Here is a 15,243-nt window from a genome sequence, read left to right on the forward strand (position 1 = left end):
GCCCGTACCGGCTGGAGGAAAAAAACATGAATGTCGAAAGTTACGAGAAAATCCTGCGTGACCGCCAGCGCGAGCTTTATCGCCGCCTGCACAAAATCGAGGCCGATTTCGAAGAGCCTCGCAATCCCGATGACGAGGATCGCGCCACCGAACGCAGCAATGACGAGGTGCTGGACGAACTGGGGCAGGTGGGGCAGGACGAGCTGCGCGCCATCGACGCAGCCCTCGACCGTATCGCCAGCGGCACCTTCGGCACCTGCGTCAAATGCGGCAAGCGGATTTCGGAGGATCGGTTGAAGGCGGTGCCCTATACGCCGTTTTGCCAGGAATGCGCTGCGGCGTTGTGAGGGCAGGGGAAAGCGTGACTGGGTTTCTTCTCCCCGCCGGGGAGAAGGTGGCCCGAAGGGCCGGATGAGGGGGCAAGCTCTCCGAACACGTCTACCCTGCCGCGGACTTCTCCCCGGCGGGGAGAAGAAACAAGCGTCTACCGCTTACTCCACAGGCAATTGTTCTGGCCGAAGGGCAACCTGCACCTCTCTTTTCGCAACAGTCTCGAACGCAATTTGATTGCCGTTAACCGGGCGCTGTCTTGTTCCTGTCTAATATTGTCTCCATGCTTTGAGGAAAGCACGCAGACGGGATTGGACTATGAGCGATTTATGGCGGTTCGGGCGCCAGTATGATTTTCACGAAATTGTCGCCGATGGCATCGTCCACGGTGTCGGCATCGTGTTTGCCCTTATCGGCGCCACGGCGCTGATCTTTTACGCGATGGTTTGGGGGACGCTCAGCGCGATCGCCGCCGCGTGGATTTACGGTCTCGGCCTCGTCGCCTGTCTTTCCGTGTCTTTCACTTACAATATCTGGCCGCACTCGAACGTAAAATGGTTCCTGCGCCGGCTGGATCATTCGGCGATCTTCATCCTCATCGCCGCCACCTACACGCCCTTTCTGATGCGCGGCATCCACGATCCGCTGATTGCGGCCATGCTGGGGCTGATCTGGCTTGCGGCGCTGTGCGGCATCCTGCTCAAATGCCTGTTCCCCGGCCGTTACGACCGGGTTGCCATCGGCCTTTATCTCGCCATGGGCTGGAGCGGCGTCATGGTGGTCGGGCCGCTGTCGTCGCATCTCGCCCCCGTCACGCTCTGGCTGATCGTCGCCGGCGGCGTCATCTATTCGCTCGGCGTCATCTTCCATGTCTGGGAAAAGCTGCGCTTCCAGAATGCCATCTGGCACGCTTTCGTGGTCGCCGCCGCCGCCGTTCATTATTTCGCCGTGGTCACCTCCTTCAGCCTCGTGCCGCTGGCATCCTGAAGAATGCGCTCCGATGGCGCATGGGTACTGGACAGCCATTCGCATCATCGCCTAATCCTCGTGCAGATGGCGGCCGAAAATACCGCCGCTGCAAGCAGGAAAAAGGGTGAACGACAATGAGCGTGCAACTGCGCGACGCCACCGTGGACGATCTCTCCGGCATCATGGAGATTTACAATGATGCGGTGCTGAACACGACCGCGATCTGGAACGACGTGCTGGTCGATCTTGAAAACCGCAAGGAATGGTTCGCCGCCCGCAAGTCACGCGGCTTTCCGGTCATCGTCGCAATCCTTGAAGGCAAGGTCGCAGGTTATGCTTCCTATGGCGACTGGCGCGCTTTCGACGGTTATCGCCACACCCGCGAACATTCGGTCTATGTGCATAAGGATGCGCGCGGCCACGGCATCGGCAAGAAGCTGATGCAGGCGTTGATCGATCATGCCTTGGGCAACGACGTGCATGTGCTGATCGCCGCCATCGAGGCGGAAAACACCGCCTCCATCCGGCTGCATGAAAGCCTTGGCTTCAGGGTCGTCGGTCGGTTTTCGGAAGTCGGCACCAAGTTCGGCCGCTGGCTGGATTTGACCTGCATGGAGCTGAAGCTGAACTAATTCCCGGGCGGGTTGCCAAGAGAAAGCGGCCCCGGCGTGGGACGTTCAACCTCTCCTCCGTCATCCTTGGGCTTGTCCCAAGGATCTAACCACGTCGAGTTAAATCAATCGGTCGCAGATCCTCGGGACAAGCCCGAGGATGACGCTGAGTGTTTGGGGTGGACGTCCACAAACCGACGTCGCTTGCCGTATGGGCGTTACCCATTGCCCAATCAAACCGGCTCGAACACCATCGAATGGCCGTTGATGCAATAACGCAGGCCGGTGGGCTTCGGGCCGTCGGGGAAGACGTGGCCGAGATGGCCGCCGCAATTGGCGCAGCGGATTTCCGTGCGCACCATGCCGTAGCTGGCGTCGCGATGTTCCGTCACGGCGCCCGGTTTTACCGGCTCGAAATAGCTCGGCCATCCGCAGCCGGCATCGAATTTCGTATCGGAGAGGAACAGCGGCTCGTCGCAGGCCGCACAGCGATAGAGGCCTTTCTGGAATGTATCCCAATAGGGCCCGGTGAAGGCGCGCTCGGTGCCGTGTTCGCGCAGGATGCGATATTGCTCCGGCGTCAGCTGCTCACGCCATTCGGCATCGGTCTTGTTGACTTTGGGGGATGTCAGATCGCTCATGGAATGATCCTTTCTGTTCCCGCCTCAAATAGTCATCGCCGCCGCGGATTGAAAGGGGCGACGCCTCATAACGCGTTCGTTATGGGTCGGGAGTGTCGATTTGGGTTGAGATGGCTTTGTCTATGCCTTAACTGGAAAAATCGATTTTAAAGAACGCCATTCATTGGCGCGCAGGGGTGGGGGACATCCCGGGAGATGTGAATGACATCAGATGTCACGCCGTTGACATTCCTGTCGCTGCTTCTGCCGTTCCTGGCAGCGCTTGCCGCACCCGTTCTGGTTAAAAGGTTCGGTCACAATGCGGCGTGGGTCCTGGCGATTGCGCCTGCTCTCGCTTTTGCGCATTTTGCATTGATGCTGCCGGATATCGCGGCAGGCGGGGTGGTGACCGGCGGTTATGCCTGGGTGCCGAGCTTCAATCTCAGCTTCTCCTGGTTCATCGACGGCCTGTCGCTGACCTTTGCGCTGCTGATCACCGGCATCGGCCTGCTGATCGTGCTTTATGCGGGCGGTTATATGAAAGGCCACCCGCAACAGGGCCGGTTCCTGTCCTTCCTGCTGCTCTTCATGGGCGCGATGCTGGGCGTCGTGGTTTCCGACAGCCTGCTGATGCTGTTCGTTTTCTGGGAACTCACCTCCATCACGTCCTTCCTGCTGATCGGCTTCGACCATGAGCGCGCCGCCTCGCGCCGCGCTGCGCTGCAGGCGCTGGTGGTGACGGGTGGCGGCGGTTTGCTGCTTCTCGCCGGGCTGATTTTCATCTGGGATATCAGCGGCATGACGCAACTGTCGATGCTGGTGCGCGGCGGCGATGTCTTGCGCGACAGCCCGTTTTATCTGGCCGCGCTGCTTCTGGTTCTCGGCGGCGCCTTCACCAAATCGGCGCAGTTTCCCTTCCATTTCTGGCTGCCCAACGCCATGGAAGCGCCAACGCCGGTCTCCGCCTATCTGCATTCGGCAACCATGGTGAAGGCCGGCGTCTATCTGCTGATGCGCCTCAACCCGGTTCTCGGCGATACCGCCGCCTGGCAGATCCTGCTGCCCTTCTTCGGTGAGCTGACCATGCTCACCGGCGCGCTGCTGGCCGTGCGCCAGACCGATCTCAAGCTGATGCTCGCCTATACGACGGTGTCGTCGCTCGGCCTGCTGGTCATGCTGACGGGTTTCGGCTCCGACCATGCCATCGAGGCGGCGGTGCTTTATCTGGTGGCGCATTCGCTGTTCAAGGGCGCGCTGTTCATGGTCGCCGGCATTATCGACCATGAGACCGGCACCCGCGACGTGACGAAGCTCGGCGGCCTGCGAAAAGCCATGCCGATCACTTTTGCGGCGGCGCTGGCGGCTGCGATTTCCATGGCGGGCCTGCCGCCTTTCTTCGGTTTTCTCGCCAAGGAAGAGATTTATTACGCGCTGGCGCATGGCAATCCGCGTGCCGTGCTATTCACCGGCATCGCCATTCTCGGCAACGGGCTGATGTTCGCCGTCGCCTTTGCGGTAGCGCTGAAACCCTTCCTCGGCAAGCCGGTGAAGACCCCGAAACACGCGCATGAAGGTCCGCTGCTGCTCTGGCTCGGCCCGGCGCTTCTGGCGCTGAAGGGGCTGACGATTGCTCTGTTCTCCGGCATCGCGCATTTCTATGTCTCGACACCCATGGCAAGCGCCATTGCCGGCGAGGCGCGACCGGTGGAAATCTCGCTCATTCCCCATATCGGCGTGCCGCTCGGCCTGTCGCTGTTCACCATCGCGCTCGGCATCGTCCTTTATACGCAGCTTTCCGTCGTCCGTGGACTGATCGACCGCACCTTCAAGGCGCTGGGGGCAGGGCCGGACAGGGGCTTTGACGTCTTCATCGAAATGCTGGTGAAAGTCTCGTTCCACATCACCCGGCTCATTCAGCCGGGCAGGCTGGAATTTTACGTCACCGCCACCTTCGCCGTCGTCGCCGCCGTGCTGCTTGTGCCGCTGTTCCTTTATGGCGAATTGCCGTCCATGCCGTCATGGCCGCGCGATATGCCGGTCCATGAGCTGACTTTCATCGCCATTGCCGTGGCGGGGCTCATCGCAGTGTTGACGGCGTCGAGCCGACTCACCGCCATCATCGCGCTCGGCATTCAGGGCTTTGCGGTGGCGGTCATCTTCCTGCTCTTCGGCGCGCCCGATCTGTCCTTCACGCAATTCATGGTCGAGACGCTGTCGGTGGTCATTCTAACGCTGGTGATGACGCGGCTTCGTCTGTCGCCGTCAGACCATCGCGGCCTTGGCCAGAAGCTGCTGGACAGCACCATCGCCATTGCCTGCGGAACCGGCTTCGCTTTGTTCCTGATGCGCGCGACGCAGGCGAGCTTCGACAACCGCCTGACGGATTTCTACAACACCTATTCCAAGGTCATCGCCCACGGCGCCAATGTGGTCAACGTCATCATCGTCGACTTCCGCGGCACGGATACGCTCGGTGAAATCGCTGTCGTGATGATAACGGGTCTTGCCATTCTCGCGCTGATCCGCATCCGCCCGGCTGCTGCCATCAAGGGATCGGCCAAAACCGCGAAGAAAAAAGGAGCGCGGGCATGAACACGCTCATTCTGCGCACCGTCGCCCCTGTTGTCACCAGCCTCATGGTGCTGTTTTCCATCTTCGTGCTGCTGCGCGGCCATAACGAGCCGGGCGGCGGCTTCATCGGCGGCCTGATCGCCGTCTCGGCGCTGGCGATCTATGGCATCGCTTATGGCGTTACCGCAGTCAGGCGCGCCATCATGTTTCATCCGCTGTCGATTGCGGGGGCGGGGCTGCTGCTGTCCATGCTCTCCGGCCTCGTTTCCATCGCCGCCGGCGTGCCCTTCATGACCGGGCTCTGGGTCTATCCGAACCTGTTCGGTGTCGAAATACCGCTCTCCACCGTCATGTCCTTCGATATCGGTGTCTATCTCGTCGTGGTCGGCGCCATCACCTCCATTGCGCTGGCGCTGGAAGAAAGGGAAAGCGACTGATGGAAGCGGTCTTCTCCATTCTCGTCGGCATCTTCTTTTCGGTGGCGATCTATCTCATGCTGTCGCGCCACAGCATCCGCATGCTGCTCGGCATCGCCATTCTCGGCAATGCGGTGAACCTTCTGCTGTTCACGGCGGGCAGGCTGACGCGCGAAGTGCCGCCGATCATTCCGCCCGGCATGGATGCGCTGCCCGCCGGTGCGGCCAATCCGCTGCCGCAGGCGCTCATCCTCACGGCCATCGTCATTTCCTTTTCCTTCTTCTGTTTCCTTCTGGTGCTGACCTGGCGTGCGTTTCAGGAACTGCAGACCGACGATACGGACGAAATGCGCACCGCAGAACCCGCAGGCGAGCCCTTGCCGCCGCTCGGTTATTGAGCGGCGAGGCTGAGACACCATGGCATCCTCCACCACTTCCGCAGTCACCGATCTTTCCGCAGCGCTCGTCACGACGCCCGTGCCGCTCACCGACTGGCTGATCATTCTCCCCATCGCGCTCTGCATTGGCGCAGGCGCGGTGCTGATGATGATGCGCCATGCCATCCGTCACCACGCGGCCGTCGCCATCGCGACGCTGTTCCTGCTGGTGCTGCTCGATACCGCGCTTTTGTGGAAGGTCGCAACTCATGGCCCCTTCACCATGGTCATGGGCCGCTGGCTGCCGCCCTTCGGCATTGCCTTTACCGCCGATCTGACGGGCGCGCTGCTGTCGCTTGCCGCGGCCATCGTCGCACTGGCGGGCGCCATCCATGCCGGCGCGGATATCGACGCCAGCGGCAGGCGCTACGGTTTTTATCCCTTCCTGATGCTCTTGATGGCCGGTGTCACCGGCGCTTTCCTGACCGGCGACATCTTCAACCTCTATGTCTGGTTCGAGGTGCTGCTGATCTCGTCCTTCGGCCTGATCGTGCTCGGCTCGACGCGCGAGCAGATCGACGGCGCGCTGAAATACGCCGTTCTGAACCTCATCGGCACGACGCTGTTCCTGATAACGGTCGGTTATCTCTACGCCATCTTCGGCACGCTCAACATGGCCGATCTCGCCCAGAAGGCGACCGGGCTGCGCGGCTCGGCGCCGCTGATGACGCTTGCGAGCCTGTTCGCGCTCGCCTTCGCCATGAAGGCCGCGGCCTTCCCGGTGAACTTCTGGCTGCCCGCTTCCTATCACACGCCGCGCATTGTCGTTTCCGCCCTGTTCGGCGGCTTGCTCACCAAGGTCGGCATCTATTCGCTGCTGCGCGTCATGGTCATGCTGTTTCCGGTCGAGCGGGAAGAACTCAGCATCGTCATCGCCATCTCGGCGGCCTTGACGATGGTGCTCGGGGCCATGGGCGCGCTCGCCCAGAACGATATCCGCCGCATGCTCGGCTATATCGTCATATCGGGTATCGGCTACATGATGGCCGGCATCGCCATCGGCACGCCGTCGGGTGTCACTGGCGCCATTTTCTACGCGCTGCATTCCATGGTGCTGATGACGGCGCTTTATCTCGCCGCCGGCCATGCCGCCCGCCTCGGCGGCGGTTTCAGCCTCACCTCGCTCAGAGGCCTTTACCAGCAGGCTCCGTGGTTTTCGGCGCTGGCGCTGGCGCTGTTTTTCGCCGGTTCCGGCCTGCCGCCCTTTTCCGGCTTCTGGCCGAAGGCGGTGCTGGTCAAGTCGGCGATCGATATCGGCGCCTGGTGGCTGGCTGGCGCCATTCTCGCCTCCGGCTTCATCGCCACCATCGCTTTCGGGCGGATCTTCCTTTTGTGTTTCTGGCGTCCCGTTGCGGCATCCCCCGGTCAGCCTTCGCTGCCGCAGGCGTCGCCCTCGGCAGCGCCGTCTTTCGCGCCGCTGGTGGGGCTGACGTTGCTGGTGGTGTTCTTCGGCCTGTTTCCGGAAAGCCTGCTCAATCTCAGCCAGCAGGCGGCCGCAGGCCTCGCTAATCCGCAGGCCTATATCCAGTCGGTCTTTACCGAAGGGGGCAAACCATGAGCCTCTATCTCGTACAATTGCTTTTCGTTGCCGTATGGCTCGCCGTGACGGGCAGCGTCACGCTCGCGAACATCATTTTCGCCCTTGTCGTTTCGACGCTGGCGCTCGGCATCATCCGCCACCAGCTTCCCGGCGGGCGTAACCACTGGCTCAGGCTTGTCCGCGTGCTGTCGCTGGTGCTGCTGTTCTTCAAGGAGCTGGCGCTTTCCGCATGGAAGGTCGCCGTGCTGGTGACGCGGCCGAAGCTCGACGTGCAGCCCGGCATTTTCGCCTATCCGCTGACGGTGACGACGGATTTCGAGATCACGCTGCTTGCCAATCTCATCACGCTCACGCCCGGCACGCTCTCGGTCGATGTTTCGGCGGACAGGAAAACGCTTTACGTGCACGCGATCGATTGCAGCGATATCGAGGCCACGAAAAACGACATCCGTAACGGCTTTGAAAGAAAGATCATGGAGGCGTTTCAGATATGACGCCGGAACAAATAGTTTCATTTGCAACTATACTTGCATCGGTTGTTCTGTCGGCCGCCTTTTTGCTGACAGTATATCGTGTCGTCGTCGGCCCCACCTTGCCGGACCGTATCGTTGCGCTCGACATGCTGGTGGGCATCGCCATCGGCTTTATCGCAGTCATCGCCATCCGCACCGGCTTCAATCTTTACGTCGATATTGCGATTGCGCTCGGGCTGGTCGGTTTTCTGGCAACGGTGGCCTTCGCCCGCTTCGTGCTGTCGCGCGGCCCGGACGGCCGGCGCAGGCCAGCGGCGGTTCTCGATGGCGAAAGGGCATCTGAAGCCATTGAAAAAAATATGGAAAAAGGTGTCGCCAACAGAAAAGGAAAGGGCAGGTGATGATGGCTTGGATCGTGGCTATTCTGGTTGCGGCGCTGTTGATCTCAGGCGCCATTTTCTCGCTGATCGCGGCAATCGGCCTCAATCGGCTGCCGGATGTCTATACCCGCATGCATGCGGCTTCCAAGGCGGGAACGGTAGGGTCCGGCCTGCTGCTTCTGGCTGTCGGCATTCATTCCATGGAAATATCGACGCTGGCGCGGGCGCTCGCCGGTTTCTTCTTCTTTGTCCTTACCGCGCCGGTCTCGGCACATCTTCTTGCCATGGCCGCTCACAAGGCAGGTTATCCGCTTGCCGTTAAATCGGTAGTTGATGACATCAAGAAAATTTGAAGTTGAAAATCCCCCTAATAATTGGGGGTATTCATTTTCAATTACTACTTGGCATAGTATTTTATTACCCGTAATTTTTTGTATTCCGATTAGACTGTTTTGAACTGAAAAATTCACAATAGGAATTTGACTTTTGCTGTTTTGCTGTTATCCAAATTAAGTGTAAAGTTGCTAATCGCGATTTGCATCTAGCCTCTTCATAGTCGGCATAGGCATTTTATTAATGTCTAATCTATGGCCCATCGGACCATTGCTGCCCATGTCGCGGGCCATAAGTTGAATCTCGGACCAATTCGTTTCCGGTTTTCGCTCGAAATCTAGGGGTAGGTTTCATGTTGGTTTCAACAAGGCGAAGGTGGGGCACCGGGTAACTTCACATCGCTCGATGCGGCGTTCGCCCGCGTCAGGGGATCAATAAACAGGAGATACTTAAATGACGGAAACTGCATACGGTAACGCCCAGGATCTGCTGGTCGAACTGACTGCGGATATTGTGGCTGCCTATGTTAGCAACCACGTCGTTCCGGTAACTGAGCTTCCCGGCCTTATTTCGGATGTTCACACGGCACTCAGCGGAACATCGGCACCGGCATCGGTGGCGGTCAATGTAGAAAAGCAGAAGCCTGCCGTCTCCGTCCGCAAGTCGGTTCAGGATGACCACATCGTCTGTTTGGAATGTGGCGGCTCGTTCAAGTCGCTCAAGCGGCATCTCACGACGCATCACAGCATGACGCCGGAAGAATATCGCGAAAAATGGGACCTGCCGGTCGACTATCCGATGGTTGCGCCCGCCTATGCCGAAGCCCGCTCGCGGCTCGCCAAGGAAATGGGTCTCGGTCAGCGCCGCAAGGCCAGCCGTTGATTTTAAAGACGGTCCGGCTGCTGTCCTGACAGATAGCCGGAAGTCGCAAGGCAATACGGCCGGTCCTTTGACCGGCCGATTTCGTTTCTGGGGTTCGAAGGTCTCACCTCCGTCCTGCCGGACCATATCCGGCATCCAGCTATGGCGCGTCTGCGCGGTGAGAGGGGTCTTTCGCGATCGAGAACTGCATCGCACCAGACCCGGGGGCCGTTCCCTCAACCGACTTTTTATGTCGCGCAAAATTTCGATTGAGGAAAAAAATCCTTTATCGCATACATCAATTCTGCAAAAATAAAGCCGTATCAATCGCATAATCTTCCCTGTCAAATTTGCGCTTCCCCACGATTGCTCTCAGGTGCATGAATTAATTCCTATTCGTAGAGGAGTTGCATATGCCGTCGGATACTGTGTTTCTGCCTGCCACCGCGCGGCCTTGTGCGCGGGTCGGTGATCGTCCTTTTCGTCATTGGCCATCTGCGGCCGGGCGGGATGAGATTTCCCGTCTTTGCCGTCTGGTACGGCAGCTCACCGGCGAGATGGTGCAATTGACGGGCGACCGAACGCTGGTGCGCCGCGACAGCCGGCGCATGGAATGCCACATCCGCCAGATCGCCATGTATGTGTGCCATGTGCAGCTCGGCATTCCCATGTCGGATATCGGGCCGTGTTTCGGCCGGGACAGGACGACGGTTGGCCATGCCTGCCAGGTGGTGGAGGACCGGCGTGACGAACCGGCATTCGATGAGTTCGTCGCCGCGCTCGAGCGGCTCACCGGCAGTATCCTCAACGCGATGAAAGGCGCCCGGGATGAGTGAGGAAAAAAGCGCCCCGGTTGCCTCCCCGAACCCTCATCTCCTGCGGCTGCTGCGCTGCATCGCCGCGGGCGCGGCCGAGATGTCGCAGGAGGGCGGCGATATCGTCCTGCGCCGGGCGCGGGCTGGCCACACGGCGCTGCGGTTTCCGGCAGCGACGGTGCGGTTTGCCATTTCCTCCGGGCTGGTCGAGCAGCGGGACAACACCCTTTCCGCCGCACCGCCGCTCGCCTCCTGCCTGAAACGCGCAATGGCAAAAGACCGGGACGAGGTTTTTCAGGAGCAGCACCGGCATATGCAGACGGTTATTGTGGATGTCGGCGATGCGAAGCAGCAGGCCCGGCGCAATCTTAACACCTCTCCCCTGACCAGCCTTGCAAGGCTGAAGGAACGGGACGGTGCGGCGTTTTTCCCGGCGGATGCTCTGGAGGCGGGCGAGCGCCTCGCCGCCGATTTTCATCGCGGCCATCTCAACCCGAAGGTAACGGCGACATGGGAGCCGAGAATAGCGAACCGCACAAAAGGGGAGGCGGGAGGCGCGCTCGATCTTACCGAGGCGGCAATGGCCGCAAGAACGCGGTTTTCCCGCGCGGCCGATGCGATGGGGCCCGAACTGTCGGGCGTCGCCATCGATATCTGCTGCTTCGAAAAGGGGCTGGAGACGGTGGAGCGGGAAAGGCAATGGCCGGCGCGGTCGGCAAAACTGCTGCTGCGCGCCGCACTGCTGGCGCTTGCCCGCCATTATGCGCCGCCTGCGGCCCGCGCCGGCAGGAAGGAACACCATTGGGGCGACGCAGATTATCGCCCGTCGATGACGAGGTGAAGGTCAGGCGGCCAGCAGCCGGGCTTCCTCGCGGATGCGCTTGATCATGGAGCGCAGGCCGTTGGCGCGCTGCGAAGACAGATGTTCCACCAGCCCGATCCTGTCGAATACCTCGATGGCGTCGAGACCGGCGATTTCGGAGGCTCTCTTGCCGGAATAGACGGCGAGCACAATGGCGACGAGGCCGCGCACGATATGTGCATCCGAATCGCCTTCGAAGGTCAGGAGAGGGTCTTCCGCACCATCGCTATGGCTGACGAGCCAGACCTGGCTTGCGCAGCCATGCACCTTGTTCTCGGCCGTGCGCTTGTCTTCCGGCAGATCGGGCAGCGCCTTGCCGAGTTCGATGACATAACGATAGCGGTCCTCCCAGTCATCGAGGAAGGCGAAATCGTCAAGGATCGTTTCGAGAGATGCCATTTGCGCGCCGTATCATCCATTATTGCGGGTCTTTGCTAGGATATAGGCGAAGTCCGGCCGGTTTTGAACCATGGGCCATGAAAAAGCCCACGGAAAGCAGGTTTCCGTGGGCAAGTTTGGCAGTCAGTCGGCGGGCGGAAATCTCCGCTCGCAAAAAAGTGCGGCGCGGTGGCCGGCATAGATCAGGGGGCCGGGCGCTTTTGCGGCAGGGGAATGACGGTGCCGGTCTTCAGCATGTCGGCATCCTTCGGAAATTCGACGCTGACGACCGGGGTTTCGGCCAGTTTTTCGGTCTCGGCCGCAAGTTCAGCGGCGGGGGCGGGCTTGTCACCGGAAGCAAGCTGCTTGTCCAGCAGTTCATAAGCCACCTTTGCGCCTTCCTTTGCCCGCTCACCGAGCGCATGGAAGGTTTCCGCGCCCTTGACGCAGACATCGGGCTTTTCAATGCAGATGGCGCTGACATAACGATAGGCTTCCCCGGCGGCCGAAACGGCGCTGGGAATATCGAAGGCCGAAGGTTCCTTGGCCGGATCGTTGCTGCTGCCGAAATAGGACAGCGCCACCAGCACCAGCGAAAACCAGAATGTTCCCTTGATCAGAAACCACATTGTCAGACTACCCTGCCAGATGATCTTTGTTTTCTAAAGCCCCGCCCGGTTTCGGGTCATCGGCCTTTGTCCCGTTTTTCGGGCTTGTGAAGAAGCTACACGCGACCGGCGAACAGCCGATTGCAAAAAGCGGCGCAATTTAATTCAAATTGTATCTATTCTCCTCGTATCGGGACGCCTGCCACCAATTCATTCGCATTTTAACAGTCCATGTTAAGCATAATTGCGACAGAGGCCGCGCGTTCCGGGGCAAAGCGGCGCAAAGCCTTGCCACAAAAGTTAACGCGATGGCAAAAATGAAGCGAAATCCGTCGCTTACCCGTCATTAACCATGATTGGCCAAAGCTTCGAAGAAATGCCCCGTAATGGGACTGCGAGGCATTTGAGGGGCCTTTGAGGCCATTCTTTTTATCCATTCCTTAAGCCGCCGCCTTCTATTGTCGGAGCCGTTAGAACCGCCTCAGGGATTCGGTGTTGGTATTGCGTAATATGAGAGAAAAAGCGGTCGCATTGGTCGACCATGCCGCAGGCAGATGGCTTGCGCGCATGGAAGAGGACGCCGAAAGGCGCGCCGGAACCGTTGCGCGCCTGCGCCGGCTGATCGCCTTCAGCACGGTCGGACTTCTGGTGGTACCAGCCCTCTTCAGCCTCGTCTTCAGCCCCGCCATTGCGCTGCCCATCGGCGCTGCCCTGGTGCTGGCGCTGTTTCTGGCCGCCGCAGCATTGCTGATTGCCTTTTCGCGTCCCGCGCGCGGTGCCTCCTCCTTTTCCGCCGCGTCTGGCGATAACGACCTGATCGCCGCTTCGCAGGTGCCGGGCCTTGTGCTCATGATCGGTGAAACCGGCTTCGTCGAACACGTCTCCGGCCGCGATTTTGCGACCTTCCCCGCCGATCTGCAGGCCAGCAAGGGTCATTCCCTCGTTGAATATGTCTATGTCTCGGACCGTATCGAACTGATGCAGGCTTTCGACCTGCTGCGGCAGGGCGAGGACAGGGCAACCGCCGAACTACGCTTCGAGACCGGTGCAAAGTCGCGTCAGGCGCAGTTCGTGCATGCGCGTATCGAGATGACGGCGATCCGCAGCGCCAGTGGCCGGCTGCGCCGTATCGTCGCCCAGCTTTCCGATATCACCGAGATGGAACGCCTGCGCCGCGATGTTGCCCGCAAGGCGGCCGAGGCGGAATCGGCCAATGATGCGAAATCGCGCTTTCTCGCCGCCGTCAGCCACGAGTTGCGCACGCCGCTCAATGCCGTCCTCGGATTTTCCGATATTCTCGCCGGCGAATATTTCGGCCGGCTGGAGAACGACCGCCAGCGGGAATATGTCGGCCTGATCCGCCAGTCCGGCGCGCATCTTCTCTCTGTCGTCAACACCATGCTTGACATGAGCAAGCTGGAAGCCGGCCGTTACGAGCTGATGATGGAAAGCTTCCCCATTGCCGAGACCATCTCGTCCTGCGAGGCCATGCTCGGCCTGCAGGCGAAGGAAAAAGGCCTGACTTTAACCAGCCGCATCCAGCGCGGTATCGGCGAAATCTCGGCCGATCAGCGCGCTATCCGGCAGGTTCTCATCAATCTTGCCGGCAACGCCATAAAATTCACCGATGCCGGTGGTGTGGTGTCGATCGACGCCGCGCGTGAGGGCGCGATGTTGAAGCTGACGGTGAGCGATACCGGCATCGGCATCGCTTCCGACAAGATCGAGCTCCTGGGCCAGCCTTTCATGCAGGTTCAGAATGAATATACCCGTCGCTATGAGGGCACGGGTCTGGGATTGTCCCTGGTCAAGGGGCTTGTGGCACTGCATGGCGGCACTTTCGCCATCGCCAGCAAGCCCGGCGAGGGAACGGTCGTAACGATCACCCTGCCTGCCGACGGTTCCGGCATGGCGGGTGAGGGCCAAAGCGCCGAAGCCGAAAGCATGGTGGAATTTCCGCCGCGCATCCGGCAGCTCGGCGATATGGCTGCAATGATGAAAAAGGATGGTGACGATGGCCCCGCGAAAGCGAAAATCGCCTAAGAAAACAACGGCCCAGATTGGCGCCGGGATTGTTTCCTTGGTGGTTTCGGCCATCGGGCGCGAAATCCTGCGCCATCCGAAACTGGTCGGCAGCTGCGGCGCCTTCGCGGTCGTCTTCGGTTTTGTCGCCGCCAATGCGCTCTGGTATCAGCCGGGCGTGCACCCGTCGCCCTTCCTGCGCACGCGCGATGCGGAAAACCCGAACGGCATTGCCGGTTATCGCCCGGCCGAGCCGCTCGGCACGCAGGGCAATGTCACCACCTTCCGCATAGAACGACCGGCGGAGCCACAAAACGCGCAGCAGCCGGCGGCCGAAACGCCGGTGCAACCCGTTGCCGAAAGCCAGAAACCGCAGCAGATCGTTGCCGATATTCAGGCCGAACTGAAGAAGCGCGGGCTTTACGAAGGCGAGGCGGATGGCCGCATGGGCCCACGCACCGCCGCCGCCATCATGTTCTTCGAAGAAACGCTCGGCATGGAACAGACCGGCGAGCCGACGACCCGCGTGCTGGCGGCGCTCAGGATCGATGGTGCGACGGTTGCGGCAATCCCCAGGGACCGGCCTGCCGATACCAGCGGCGGCGTCGAGATCGACCCGGTCGCAGCCGCCATCCGCAAGGCGGAGGCGCCGCGCCCGAAGGCCGAACCGGCCTCCCTCAACAGTGCTGTCAAACCGGCAAGCCGCGATTTGATCGCCAAGATCCAGCAGGGGCTGATCAATATCGCCTATGCGGACGTGAAGGTGGACGGCGTGGCCGGCCAGCAGACCCGCAACGCCATCCGCGCCTTTGAGAAACACTATCGCCTGCCGGAAACCGGTGAGCCGAGCGAGGCCGTGCTGAAGAAGCTGAAGTCGATCGGGGCGCTTTAGATTTTGACAGCGGCTGAGGTGCGTGGGGCTTTACCCCCCTCTGCCCTGCCGGGCATCTCCCCCTCAAGGGGGGAGATCGACTCGCGGATAAGTCTTGCCCATCTCAACATTTGCGAGTGAAGTGG

At 60.5% G+C, this 15,243-nt stretch carries 18 protein-coding genes; 15 read left to right on the forward strand and 3 right to left on the reverse strand.

All coding sequences use genetic code 11. From position 1 onward, the window contains the following. Nucleotides 1-26: 26 nt before the first annotated feature. The 3 genes from EM858_RS23785 (at nt 27) to EM858_RS23795 (ending at nt 1,931) form a co-directional block, all read left to right on the forward strand. Nucleotides 27-347 (forward strand): TraR/DksA C4-type zinc finger protein, encoded by a 321-nt coding sequence (locus EM858_RS23785; protein ID WP_035260908.1) that lies wholly within the window; start codon nt 27-29, stop codon nt 345-347. Nucleotides 348-648: 301 nt separating this feature from the next. Continuing rightward, nucleotides 649-1,317 (forward strand): hemolysin III family protein, encoded by a 669-nt coding sequence (locus EM858_RS23790; RefSeq protein ID WP_080817408.1) that lies wholly within the window; start codon nt 649-651, stop codon nt 1,315-1,317. 116 nt (nt 1,318-1,433) lie between these two features. Continuing rightward, nucleotides 1,434-1,931, forward strand: coding sequence for a GNAT family N-acetyltransferase (locus tag EM858_RS23795; RefSeq protein ID WP_127758185.1), 498 nt, complete (start codon nt 1,434-1,436; stop codon nt 1,929-1,931). A gap of 212 nt (nt 1,932-2,143) precedes the next feature. Here EM858_RS23795 and msrB read toward each other — a convergent pair whose 3' ends face one another. Then, a complete protein-coding gene (gene msrB, locus EM858_RS23800; RefSeq protein ID WP_080817406.1) occupies nt 2,144-2,551 on the reverse strand; it encodes a peptide-methionine (R)-S-oxide reductase MsrB in 408 nt (135 codons plus the stop codon). Between the two features lie 201 nt (nt 2,552-2,752). On the opposite strand from msrB, the gene EM858_RS23805 reads away from it, so the two are divergent. The 10 genes from EM858_RS23805 (at nt 2,753) to EM858_RS23850 (ending at nt 11,197) form a co-directional block, all read left to right on the forward strand. Further along, entirely contained in the window at nt 2,753-5,122 is a 2,370-nt protein-coding gene (locus tag EM858_RS23805) for a putative monovalent cation/H+ antiporter subunit A (RefSeq protein WP_127758186.1), read from the forward strand. Beyond that, nucleotides 5,119-5,538, forward strand: coding sequence for a Na+/H+ antiporter subunit B (locus EM858_RS23810; RefSeq protein ID WP_127758187.1), 420 nt, complete (start codon nt 5,119-5,121; stop codon nt 5,536-5,538). Before EM858_RS23805 ends, EM858_RS23810 begins: the two co-directional genes overlap by 4 nt. Beyond that, nucleotides 5,538-5,915 carry a Na+/H+ antiporter subunit C gene (locus tag EM858_RS23815; protein WP_003512021.1) on the forward strand — a complete coding sequence of 126 codons (378 nt, stop codon included), beginning with the start codon at nt 5,538-5,540 and terminating at the stop codon, nt 5,913-5,915. Before EM858_RS23810 ends, EM858_RS23815 begins: the two co-directional genes overlap by 1 nt. Before the next feature lie 19 nt (nt 5,916-5,934). Beyond that, nucleotides 5,935-7,512 (forward strand): Na+/H+ antiporter subunit D, encoded by a 1,578-nt coding sequence (locus tag EM858_RS23820; RefSeq protein WP_127758188.1) that lies wholly within the window; start codon nt 5,935-5,937, stop codon nt 7,510-7,512. Next, nucleotides 7,509-7,988, forward strand: a complete 480-nt coding sequence (locus EM858_RS23825) for a Na+/H+ antiporter subunit E (RefSeq protein ID WP_003522293.1) — start codon at nt 7,509-7,511, stop codon at nt 7,986-7,988. Before EM858_RS23820 ends, EM858_RS23825 begins: the two co-directional genes overlap by 4 nt. Then, nucleotides 7,985-8,368 (forward strand): cation:proton antiporter, encoded by a 384-nt coding sequence (locus EM858_RS23830; RefSeq protein ID WP_127758189.1) that lies wholly within the window; start codon nt 7,985-7,987, stop codon nt 8,366-8,368. Before EM858_RS23825 ends, EM858_RS23830 begins: the two co-directional genes overlap by 4 nt. Further along, nucleotides 8,368-8,700 (forward strand): monovalent cation/H(+) antiporter subunit G, encoded by a 333-nt coding sequence (gene mnhG / locus EM858_RS23835; protein ID WP_059753870.1) that lies wholly within the window; start codon nt 8,368-8,370, stop codon nt 8,698-8,700. Before EM858_RS23830 ends, mnhG begins: the two co-directional genes overlap by 1 nt. Nucleotides 8,701-9,133: 433 nt before the next feature. Next, nucleotides 9,134-9,562: a MucR family transcriptional regulator Ros gene (gene ros / locus EM858_RS23840; RefSeq protein ID WP_003509257.1), complete on the forward strand. Its 429-nt coding sequence runs from the start codon at nt 9,134-9,136 to the stop codon at nt 9,560-9,562. 392 nt (nt 9,563-9,954) lie between these two features. Continuing rightward, nucleotides 9,955-10,377, forward strand: coding sequence for a helix-turn-helix domain-containing protein (locus EM858_RS23845; RefSeq protein WP_127758190.1), 423 nt, complete (start codon nt 9,955-9,957; stop codon nt 10,375-10,377). Then, nucleotides 10,370-11,197, forward strand: a complete 828-nt coding sequence (locus EM858_RS23850) for a DUF6456 domain-containing protein (RefSeq protein WP_127758191.1) — start codon at nt 10,370-10,372, stop codon at nt 11,195-11,197. Before EM858_RS23845 ends, EM858_RS23850 begins: the two co-directional genes overlap by 8 nt. A 3-nt stretch (nt 11,198-11,200) precedes the next feature. Here the strand turns inward: EM858_RS23850 and EM858_RS23855 are convergent, their stop codons facing one another. Together EM858_RS23855 and EM858_RS23860 are read right to left on the reverse strand one after the other, a co-directional pair. Further along, a complete protein-coding gene (locus tag EM858_RS23855) occupies nt 11,201-11,617 on the reverse strand; it encodes a SufE family protein (protein ID WP_080817400.1) in 417 nt (138 codons plus the stop codon). A 182-nt stretch (nt 11,618-11,799) separates the two neighbouring features. Beyond that, nucleotides 11,800-12,225, reverse strand: coding sequence for a DUF5330 domain-containing protein (locus EM858_RS23860; protein WP_127758192.1), 426 nt, complete (start codon nt 12,223-12,225; stop codon nt 11,800-11,802). 489 nt (nt 12,226-12,714) lie between these two features. Here EM858_RS23860 and EM858_RS23865 point away from each other — a divergent pair, with 489 nt between their 5' ends. Continuing rightward, nucleotides 12,715-14,247, forward strand: coding sequence for a PAS domain-containing sensor histidine kinase (locus EM858_RS23865; RefSeq protein ID WP_127758193.1), 1,533 nt, complete (start codon nt 12,715-12,717; stop codon nt 14,245-14,247). Next, a complete protein-coding gene (locus EM858_RS23870) occupies nt 14,219-15,118 on the forward strand; it encodes a peptidoglycan-binding domain-containing protein (protein WP_164865546.1) in 900 nt (299 codons plus the stop codon). Before EM858_RS23865 ends, EM858_RS23870 begins: the two co-directional genes overlap by 29 nt. The last annotated feature ends 125 nt before the right edge of the window (nt 15,119-15,243 follow it).

It is taken from the genome of Agrobacterium sp. CNPSo 2736 (genome assembly GCF_004005385.1).
GTDB classification, from domain to species: Bacteria; Pseudomonadota; Alphaproteobacteria; order Rhizobiales; family Rhizobiaceae; genus Agrobacterium; species Agrobacterium leguminum.

Excerpts from the sequence above, each read along its gene's own strand:
- EM858_RS23805 (WP_127758186.1), top strand. The coding sequence starts at position 2,753 with ATGACATCAGATGTCACGCCGTTGACATTCCTGTCGCTGCTTCTGCCG.
- EM858_RS23810 (WP_127758187.1), top strand. The coding sequence starts at position 5,119 with ATGAACACGCTCATTCTGCGCACCGTCGCCCCTGTTGTCACCAGCCTC.
- EM858_RS23820 (WP_127758188.1), top strand. The coding sequence starts at position 5,935 with ATGGCATCCTCCACCACTTCCGCAGTCACCGATCTTTCCGCAGCGCTC.
- EM858_RS23850 (WP_127758191.1), top strand. The coding sequence starts at position 10,370 with ATGAGTGAGGAAAAAAGCGCCCCGGTTGCCTCCCCGAACCCTCATCTC.
- EM858_RS23855 (WP_080817400.1), bottom strand. The coding sequence starts at position 11,617 with ATGGCATCTCTCGAAACGATCCTTGACGATTTCGCCTTCCTCGATGAC.
- EM858_RS23845 (WP_127758190.1), top strand. The coding sequence starts at position 9,955 with ATGCCGTCGGATACTGTGTTTCTGCCTGCCACCGCGCGGCCTTGTGCG.
- EM858_RS23815 (WP_003512021.1), top strand. The coding sequence starts at position 5,538 with ATGGAAGCGGTCTTCTCCATTCTCGTCGGCATCTTCTTTTCGGTGGCG.
- EM858_RS23830 (WP_127758189.1), top strand. The coding sequence starts at position 7,985 with ATGACGCCGGAACAAATAGTTTCATTTGCAACTATACTTGCATCGGTT.
- EM858_RS23865 (WP_127758193.1), top strand. The coding sequence starts at position 12,715 with ATGAGAGAAAAAGCGGTCGCATTGGTCGACCATGCCGCAGGCAGATGG.
- ros (WP_003509257.1), top strand. The coding sequence starts at position 9,134 with ATGACGGAAACTGCATACGGTAACGCCCAGGATCTGCTGGTCGAACTG.
- msrB (WP_080817406.1), bottom strand. The coding sequence starts at position 2,551 with ATGAGCGATCTGACATCCCCCAAAGTCAACAAGACCGATGCCGAATGG.
- EM858_RS23860 (WP_127758192.1), bottom strand. The coding sequence starts at position 12,225 with ATGTGGTTTCTGATCAAGGGAACATTCTGGTTTTCGCTGGTGCTGGTG.
- EM858_RS23785 (WP_035260908.1), top strand. The coding sequence starts at position 27 with ATGAATGTCGAAAGTTACGAGAAAATCCTGCGTGACCGCCAGCGCGAG.
- EM858_RS23825 (WP_003522293.1), top strand. The coding sequence starts at position 7,509 with ATGAGCCTCTATCTCGTACAATTGCTTTTCGTTGCCGTATGGCTCGCC.
- EM858_RS23795 (WP_127758185.1), top strand. The coding sequence starts at position 1,434 with ATGAGCGTGCAACTGCGCGACGCCACCGTGGACGATCTCTCCGGCATC.
- EM858_RS23790 (WP_080817408.1), top strand. The coding sequence starts at position 649 with ATGAGCGATTTATGGCGGTTCGGGCGCCAGTATGATTTTCACGAAATT.
- EM858_RS23870 (WP_164865546.1), top strand. The coding sequence starts at position 14,219 with ATGGCCCCGCGAAAGCGAAAATCGCCTAAGAAAACAACGGCCCAGATT.
- mnhG (WP_059753870.1), top strand. The coding sequence starts at position 8,368 with ATGATGGCTTGGATCGTGGCTATTCTGGTTGCGGCGCTGTTGATCTCA.